Raw genomic sequence first — 8298 nt, 5'->3', positions numbered from 1 at the left:
GTTCCGGGAGGGGGTGGGGGCTGAATGTCTCTCCACTGTCATTCCGGGGCACGCGAAGCGTGAGCCCGGAATCCATCGTGCCGCAGCGTTGGTCGATGATTGGATTCCGGGCTCGACGCTGCGCGTCGCCCCGGAATGACGGAAGTGGCCTAGTCCGGCCGGACCATCTCGAACATGTTCTCCGGCTTGATCTCGAAATAATCGCCGCGCCGGCCGGCGCGGACGATGGGGCGGGCGGCGGCGGTCTGGTAGACGCCGTCCTTGATCAAGGCCTTGTCGATGTGGACGGCGACGACTTCGCCGAGCGTCAGCCAGGCGTCGGCCTCCTTGCCATTGGCGCCCTTGAGGCGGACGATGTCGGACACCTTGCACTCGAAGGCGACGGGGCTCTCGCCGACGCGCGGGACATTGACGAGCTTGCCGGGCACGGCGGTGAGGCCCGCGACCTCGAACTCGTCGACCTCGGGGGCGACATGTGCCGCGGTCGCGTTCATGTGCTTGGCGAGATCCATCGTCGTCAGATTCCAGACGAACTCGCCGGTCTGCTGCATGTTCTCGACCGTGTCCTTCCAGTTGGTCGAGGAGAAGCCGATGATCGGCGGCACGTAGCAGAACGCGTTGAAGAAGCTGTAGGGCGCGAGGTTGACGTGGCCCCTGGCGTCGCGCGAGGAGATCCAGCCGATCGGCCGCGGCGCGATGATGGCGTTGAAGGGGTCGTGCTTGAGTCCGTGGCCCTTGGAGGGTTCGTAGAAGTACAGGTCTTTGTCGGTCACGCGCTGCTTCCTTTCGTCATTGCGAGCGCAGCGAAGCAATCCAGAATCCCTCCGCGGAGACGGTCTGGATTGCTTCGCTGCGCTCGCAATGACGGAGTTTGTGGGTCCGTCCCGGTCCGCCTCCGGCGGTCGTGCCGGGGCGATCAGTCTGCTTATAGGAGAAAACGCCCCGCCCGTCAGTGGCGCGGCGACAGACCCGCGATGACGAAATCGATCATCTGGTCGATGGTCGGGCCCGGCTTGGTGGCGCACTGGGCGATCATCTGGGGGTGGAAGAAGCGGATCATCGCGGTGCAGGCGCACAGCGAGGCCAGTTGCAGGTCCGGCGCCTCGAACTCGCCGGAGGCGACGCCTTGCGCGATCATCTGGCCGATGACGCCGGCGATGCACTCCATATGGGCGACGCAGACCTCCCAGTCCTCCTCCATCGCGATCGCGACCATCTCGTGCAGCTTGTTGTCGCCGACATAGCGCTCGGTGTTCATGCGATTGATGGTGATGAGCAGCTCGCGGAAGCGCGGCAGCACCGGACCGGGCCTTGCCACGATCCGCTGCGCCTCCAGCTCGACCTCGCCCATCAGCGAGCGGGCCACCGCCTGATGGATCGCCTTCTTCGATTCGAAGAAGCGATACACGTTGGCGGGGCTCATCCTGAGCTCCTTGGCGATGTCGCCGACGGTCGTCTTCTGGTAGCCGATCTGGCGGAACAGCCGCTCGGCCACCTCGAGGATGCGATCCCGGGTGTCGACTTCAATATGTTCCGAAACAAGGGCCATCAGTCAGGACTCGCTGGTCAACAGTCTTCTCATCTATTCAGCCGCTTCGGCAAGCGGAATTGCGTGCGGGTCATCGCTCCCATGCTGCGGCGCGGCCGGCTGCTCGGGCGTTCCGGCCTCGTCCAGGCTCTTGCGGAACCAGAGGGCGTAGAGGCCCGGCAGGTACAGCAGCGTCAGGAAGGTCGCGACGAACAGGCCGCCCATGATGGTGATCGCCATCGGGCCCCAGAAGGCCGAGCGCGTCAGCGGGATCATGGCGAGAATGGCGGCGAGCGCCGTCAGCACCACCGGCCGGGCACGGCGGACGGTCGCCTCGACGATCGCCTCGCGCCGGGTCAGGCCGTGGCTGACGTCGGTCTCGATCTGGTCGACCAGGATGACCGTGTTGCGCATGATCATGCCGGCGAGCGCGATCAGGCCGAGCAGCGCCACGAAGCCGAACGGGGCATTGGCGACGTTGAGGCCAAGCGAGGCACCGACGATGCCGAGCGGCGCGGTCAGGAACACCAGAATCAGGCGTGAGAAGCTCTGCAGCTGGATCATCAGCAGCGTCAGCATCACCATGACCATCACCGGGAAGAGGATGAAGATCGAGGCGTTGCCCTTGGCGGATTCCTCGAACGCGCCGCCCGGCTCGATCCGGTAGGCCGGCTCGAGGTGATCCTTGATCGCCTTCAGCTTCGGCGTGATCTGGTTGGTGACATCAGGGGCCTGCACGCCGTCGACAACGTCGGAGCGCACGGTGATCGCCATGTCGCGGTTGCGCCGCCACATGATCGGCTCCTCATGGGCATATTCAATTCGAGCGATCTGCTGCAGCGGCACGGCGACGCCGTTGCGCGAGGTGATGGTGAGATCGCCGACGCCGCCGAGGTCGAGGCGCTCGGACGGGATCGCGCGGGCGACCACGCCGACCTTCTCGATGCCGTCGCGCACGGTTGTGACCTGCGAGCCCGAGATCAGCATCGCCAGCGCCTGCGAGACGTCCTGCGGGGTCAGGCCCATGGCGCGGGCGCGGTCCTGGTCAACGACGAGCTTGAGGTAGGGCGACTGCTCGTTCCAGTCGAGCTGGACGTCCTTGACGCTCTTGTTCTCCCGCATGACGTCGCGGACCTGGTAGGCGATCTCGCGGACCTTGTTGGCGTCCGGGCCGATCACGCGGAACTGCACGGGGAAGCCGACCGGCGGACCGAAATTGAAGCGGTCGACGCGCACGCGTGCCTCGGTCAGGAAGCCCTCGGCGGCCGCGGTCTCGATCTTGGCCTTGATGCGCTCGCGCGCCTCGACCCCCTTGGCAACGATGACGATCTCGGCAAAGGCCTCGTTCGGAAGCTGCGGGTTGAGGCCGAGCCAGAAGCGCGGCGAGCCCTGGCCGACATAGGCGGTATAGGTCTCGATGTCCTTGTCGTCCTTGAGCAGCGTCTCGGCCTTCTTCACCGCCTTCTCGGTGACGTTGAAGGCGGTGCCTTCCGGAAGGCGCAGCTGCAGGAACAGCTCGGGGCGCTCCGAGAGTGGGAAGAACTGCTGCTGGACCTGGCCGAAGCCGACGATCGAGGCGGCGAAGACGCCGACGGTCGCGACCACCACGGTGATGCGGTGGTTGACGCACCATTTCACGATGGCGCGCAGGCCGCGGTACATGCGGGTCTCGTAGACCGCATGCGGATCATGGTTGTGGTGCGCCTTCATCTCGGGCAGCAGCTTGACGCCGATATAGGGCGTGAAGATCACCGCCACGAACCAGGAGGCGACCAGCGCGATTGCCACGATCCAGAATATGCTGCCGGCATATTCGCCGACCGCGGAATTGGCAAAGCCGATGGGGAGGAAGCCAGCGGCCGTGACCAGCGTCCCCGTGAGCATCGGAAACGCAGTAGATTCCCAGGCAAAGGACGCCGCACGCATGCGGTCCCAGCCCTGCTCCATCTTCACCACCATCATCTCAACCGCGATGATGGCGTCGTCGACGAGCAGGCCGAGCGCGATGATCAGCGCGCCGAGCGTGATGCGATGCAGGTCGAGCGACATCGTGTTCATGACGATGAAGACGATGCCGAGCACCAGGGGCACCGACAGCGCGACCACGATGCCGGTGCGCCAGCCGAGCGCCAGGAACGAGACGAACAGCACGATGACGAGCGCTTCCATGAAGGAGTGCACGAACTCGCCGACGGCGTGCTCGACCACCTTGGGCTGGTCGGCGATCAGCTTGACGTCGATGCCCTGCGGCACCGCCTTCATGAAGTCGGCGGTGGCCTTCTCGACCTCCTTGCCGAGATCGAGGATGTTGGCGCCCTTGGCGGTGACGACGCCGATGCCGATGGCGGGTTTGCCTTCCTGGCGCACGACGAAGCTCGGCGGATCGACATAGCCGTGAGTGACGGTGGCGATATCGCCGAGACGGAACACGCGGCCGTTGCTCTCGACCGGCGTTTCGGCGACGGCCTTGGCACCGTCGAGCGCGCCGGTGACGCGCAGCGGCACGCGCTGCGAGGAGGTCTCGACCGTGCCGGCCGGCGTCACGTTGTTCTGCTTGGCGAGCGAATCGAACAGCGCCTGCGGCGTGATGCCGAGCGTGGCGAGCTTGGCGTGGCTGAACTCGACGAAAATGCGCTCATCCTGGTTGCCGTAGACGTCGACCTTGGTCACGCCGGGCACCTTGAGCAGGCGCTGGCGAAAACCTTCGGAGACCTTCTTGAGCTGGGCATAATCGGCGCCGTCGCCGGTCATCATGTAGAGGATGGAATCGACGTCGGAGAACTCGTCGTTGACGACGGGCCCGAGAATGCCGGACGGCAGCTGGCCCTGCACGTCGACCAGCTTCTTGCGCAGGAGATAGAAGAGGTAGGGCACGTCCTTCGGCGGCGTGTTGTCGCGGAAGGTGACCTGGAGCGCGGTGAAGGCGGGCTTGGAATAGGTCTGCACCTTCTCGAAATAGGGCAGCTCCTGGATCTTCTTCTCGATGGGATCGGCAACCTGGGTCTGCATTTCCTGCGCGGTCGCGCCGGGCCAGATCACGGAGACGTTGACCACCTTCACCGTGAAGAACGGATCCTCGGCACGGCCGAGCTTCTCATAGGAGAAGAAGCCGGCGACGCCGAGGATGATCATCAGGAAGAGCACCAGCGTCGGATGGCTGACGGCCCAGGCCGAAAGGTTGAAGCGCTTCATCGCACTCTCCGAAAGACGATCCAGTTGCAAACAACGACAGCCGCTCTGTTCAAACAGTCGTCGCGAGGCAGCGAAGCAATCCAGGGGGCTGGGCAGGTTCTGGATCGCTTCGCCGCTTCAGCCTTTGCTTAGGGACAAAGGCCGAAACTCACCTCACACGACGTAACTCACTTCTCTTGTCATTCCGGGATGGTCCGAAGGACCAGACTTTCAAACGACGGATCAGAACGACAAGGACGACACGATCCGCACCCGCTGGCCGGGATCGAGCTTCTGCACTCCAAGGGCGACGATCTTGGCGCCCTCGTCCACGCCTCCGGTGATGACGACGTCCTTGCTCTCGTAGGACTTCACCGTGACCGGCTTGAGGGTGACGCCACCGTTGTCGTCGACGACGTAGAAGGAGGGCTTGCCGCCTTCGTTGAAGAGCGCCGACAGCGGCAACCGCGCGACGCGCTCGGTCGCGGCATCCGACAGCGTCAGCGTCGCCGTCATGCCGAGCGCGACCTTGTCGTCGGCCTCGGGCAGCGAGAACTTTGCCAGATAGGTGCGCGTGGCGGGATCGGCTGCCGGCGCGATCTCGCGCAGCTTGGCCGTGTATTTCTTGTTCGGCTCGGACCAGAGAGTGACGCTGGCGACGCCCGACTTGGCACGTCCAACCAGCGTTTCAGGGATCGCGACGACCGCTTCCTTCTCGGCAAAGCGGGCGACACGGATCGAAGCCTGGCCCGCGGCAACCACCTGGCCGGGCTCGATCAGCGTTGCGGTGACGACGCCGCGGGCGTCGGCAACCAGCGTCGCGTAGGAAAGGGAATTCTTGGTCAGTTCGACCGAGCGCTCGGCCCGGTTCAAGCGCGCACGGGCTTCATCGGCGGCGGCGCGGCTCTGGTCGAGCTGGGCGTCCGTGGTCCAGCCCTTGGCCTTGAGATCCTTGGCGCGCTGCTCGGCGGCGGCGGCCTGGGCCAGCACGCCGGTTGCGGCGGTCTGCTCGGCAACGGCCTGCTCGGCCTGGAGCTTCAGGTCGACCTCGTCGAGGGTGGCGAGCGGCTGGCCGACTTCGACTGTCTGGCCGACTTCGACGAGGCGTTTGGCCACCTTGCCGGCGACGCGGAAGCCGAGATCGCTCTCGATCCTGGGACGGATAGTGCCGACGAAGCTGCGCTCCGGGGTCTCGGCAGCGTAATGGGCAGTTGCCACCAGAACCGGCCGCGGCGGCTCGGCCTTCTCGGCGACAGTATCATTGCACCCTGCCAGCGAAACGGCCATCAGGGCGAGCGCGGCTCCTGCGAAAAGCTTGGAATAGCTCGACAAAATCGACCGGACGAACATCGAAGGACACTCCTGCATCTCGACTGAGAGGAATGTCGACTGTTCACTGATAAAAGTCAATAATCGTCAGTCATCAGGAATGCGTGATCGTGAAGGAGTGGTAAGGAGGGATAGGCTTGGCCGCGAGGTGTTATTGTAGGGTGGGCAAAGCGGAGCGTGCCCACCAGAACCGCTCTGCGGCGAAGATGGTGGGTACAGCGCGCGACGTGCGTGCCCCCTCACCGCCCCAGGTCGGCGAATTCGTGCTTGCTGTCGTGTCCGCCGACGAACACCAGGATGCCCGCGATCAACGGCAGCACGGCGAGCACCAAGAGGCCCGTCGAGGTCTGGCCCGTCGCCTCCTTGACCCAGCCGATCAGGTACGGCCCGCCGAAGCCGGCGAGGTTGCCGATCGAGTTGATCAGCGCGATGGCGCCGGCTGCGGCCGTGCCGGACAGCCAGGCGGTCGGCAGGGTCCAGAACACACCGAAGCAGCAGAACACGCCGATCGCGGCCACCGTCAGCGCCACCATCGTCAGCGTGGGATCGGTGAGATAGGAGGAGATGCCGAGCGCGACTGCGGTGAGCAGCAGCGGCGCGCCGACATGCATGACGCGCTCGCGGCTCGCATCCGAATGCCGCGCCCACAGGATCATGGCGATGGTGCCGAACAGATACGGGATCGCCGTGACGAATCCAGTCTGGGCGTTGGTGAGACCGAACGCCTTGACGATCTGCGGCAGCCAGAACTGCATGCCGTAGAGCGCGCCGACGAAGCCGAAATAGACCAGGCTGAGCGCGATCACCTTCGGTGAAGACAGCGCCTCGCCGAGCGAAAAATGCTTCACCGCCTGCTTGGCCGCGATCTCCGCATCCAGCTTCGCCTTCAGCCAGGCCTTCTGCTCGGCCGAGAGCCAGTCCGCCTTCTCCGGCTTGTCGGTGAGATAGAACCAGGTGACGATGCCGAGCAGCACCGACGGGATGCCCTCGATGATGAACAGCCACTGCCAGCCTTTCAGGCCCATCATGCCGTCGAGCCCGAGCAACAGGCCCGAGATCGGCGCGCCGATCACGGTCGAGACCGGCACCGCGATGGCGAAGGCCGCAAGAAAGCGGGCGCGATATTCGGCCGGATACCAATAGGTGAGATAGAGGATGATTCCGGGGAAGAAGCCGGCCTCGGCGACGCCGAGCAGGAAGCGCAGGACGTAGAAGCTGGTGACCCCGCTGACCACCGCCATCAGCGCCGAGATGATGCCCCAGGTCACCATGATGCGGGCGATCCAGCGGCTCGCGCCGAATTTCTCCAGGGCGAGGTTGCTCGGCACTTCGAAGATGAAATAGCCGATGAAGAAGATGCCGGCGCCCCAGGAGTAGATCAGCGGCGTGAATTTCAGATCGGCGTTCATGGTCAGCGCGGCGAAGCCGAGATTGACGCGATCGAGATAGGAGAAGAAGTAGGCCAGCACCAGGAACGGAATCAGGCGCCAGGAGATGGCGCGGATGGTCGAGGTTTCGATCTCCGACTTGGTGGCACCGGTGGAACCGGCATAGGTCGTGGTCTGGCTCATGGCTTCCCCCGGGGTTGTTGCTTTTTTCGGGTTTGCGGCCGTTTTCAGCATCGCGAGCAAAGAGTCAATGGAGCAAGCAATGCACGAGACGCAGCCGGGCACGCCTGTTGCGCCTCTACAGACCTCACTGATGCGCGCTGCTTTCGCGCTCGCAGTGATTGCCTGTGGGCTGTCCCTTCGCTGGTACGGCTTCCCGCTCGGCCTGCCTGCGTTCATCGTGAAGTACGGCGGCTCGCTGCTGTGGGCGACGATGGTGTTTCTGCTGGCAGGAGTCGTGCTGCCGCGGCTGACACGGAGCCAGCTCGCAGCCATCGCGATAGTGATCGCGGCAGTCGTCGAGTTCTCCCGCCTGATGCATACTCCCTGGCTCGATGCGTTCCGCCTCACCACCGCCGGCGCGTTGCTGCTCGGCCGCATCTTCTCGCTTTGGAATTTGCTGGCCTATGCGGTTGGGATTGCGTTTGGCATGTGGATCGATCGCGTTGCCATGCGCGGTGGGTGGGCAAAGGCGCCGTAGCGCCGTGCCTACGTCTCGTCATCGAATAGGCAAGACGTGGGCACGCTTCGCTTTGCCCACCCTTGTAATAGCGCAATCGGATATTGATTGGGGTGTTCCGAGAGGAATGGCCTGCCGGGGCTGCAACCCCGGCAGGCCGCTGGCGATCGGATCGAGCCCACCCAGAGCAGTTTGTGGCTGCC

6 protein-coding genes are annotated in these 8298 nt (G+C 64.6%); 1 reads left to right on the top strand and 5 read right to left on the bottom strand.

Annotated elements, in window-relative coordinates; genetic code table 11:
• Window positions 1–149: 149 nt before the first annotated feature.
• The 5 genes from I6F20_RS37350 to I6F20_RS37330 all read right to left on the bottom strand — a co-directional run bounded on the left by I6F20_RS37350 (window position 150) and on the right by I6F20_RS37330 (window position 7599).
• Window positions 150–773, bottom strand: coding sequence for a flavin reductase family protein (locus tag I6F20_RS37350; protein ID WP_036024785.1), 624 nt, complete (start codon window positions 771–773; stop codon window positions 150–152).
• A 176-nt stretch (window positions 774–949) separates the two neighbouring features.
• A complete protein-coding gene (locus I6F20_RS37345; RefSeq protein ID WP_036013870.1) occupies window positions 950–1549 on the bottom strand; it encodes a TetR/AcrR family transcriptional regulator in 600 nt (199 codons plus the stop codon).
• Between the two features lie 33 nt (window positions 1550–1582).
• On the bottom strand, window positions 1583–4720 hold the full coding sequence (locus I6F20_RS37340) for an efflux RND transporter permease subunit (RefSeq protein ID WP_109145020.1): 3138 nt from the start codon (window positions 4718–4720) through the stop codon (window positions 1583–1585).
• A 222-nt stretch (window positions 4721–4942) separates the two neighbouring features.
• Window positions 4943–6049: an efflux RND transporter periplasmic adaptor subunit gene (locus tag I6F20_RS37335; protein ID WP_225131499.1), complete on the bottom strand. Its 1107-nt coding sequence runs from the start codon at window positions 6047–6049 to the stop codon at window positions 4943–4945.
• A gap of 218 nt (window positions 6050–6267) precedes the next feature.
• On the bottom strand, window positions 6268–7599 hold the full coding sequence (locus I6F20_RS37330) for an MFS transporter (protein WP_225131497.1): 1332 nt from the start codon (window positions 7597–7599) through the stop codon (window positions 6268–6270).
• A 79-nt stretch (window positions 7600–7678) separates the two neighbouring features.
• On the opposite strand from I6F20_RS37330, the gene I6F20_RS37325 reads away from it, so the two are divergent.
• A complete protein-coding gene (locus I6F20_RS37325; protein ID WP_225131509.1) occupies window positions 7679–8116 on the top strand; it encodes a ribosomal maturation YjgA family protein in 438 nt (145 codons plus the stop codon).
• The last annotated feature ends 182 nt before the right edge of the window (window positions 8117–8298 follow it).

Source organism: Bradyrhizobium sp. IC3123 (genome assembly GCF_020193625.1).
Classification (GTDB): Bacteria; Pseudomonadota; Alphaproteobacteria; order Rhizobiales; family Xanthobacteraceae; genus Bradyrhizobium; species Bradyrhizobium yuanmingense.
Note: the sequence above shows the minus strand (reverse complement) of the source record. Positions and strands in the feature narration are given on the sequence as shown.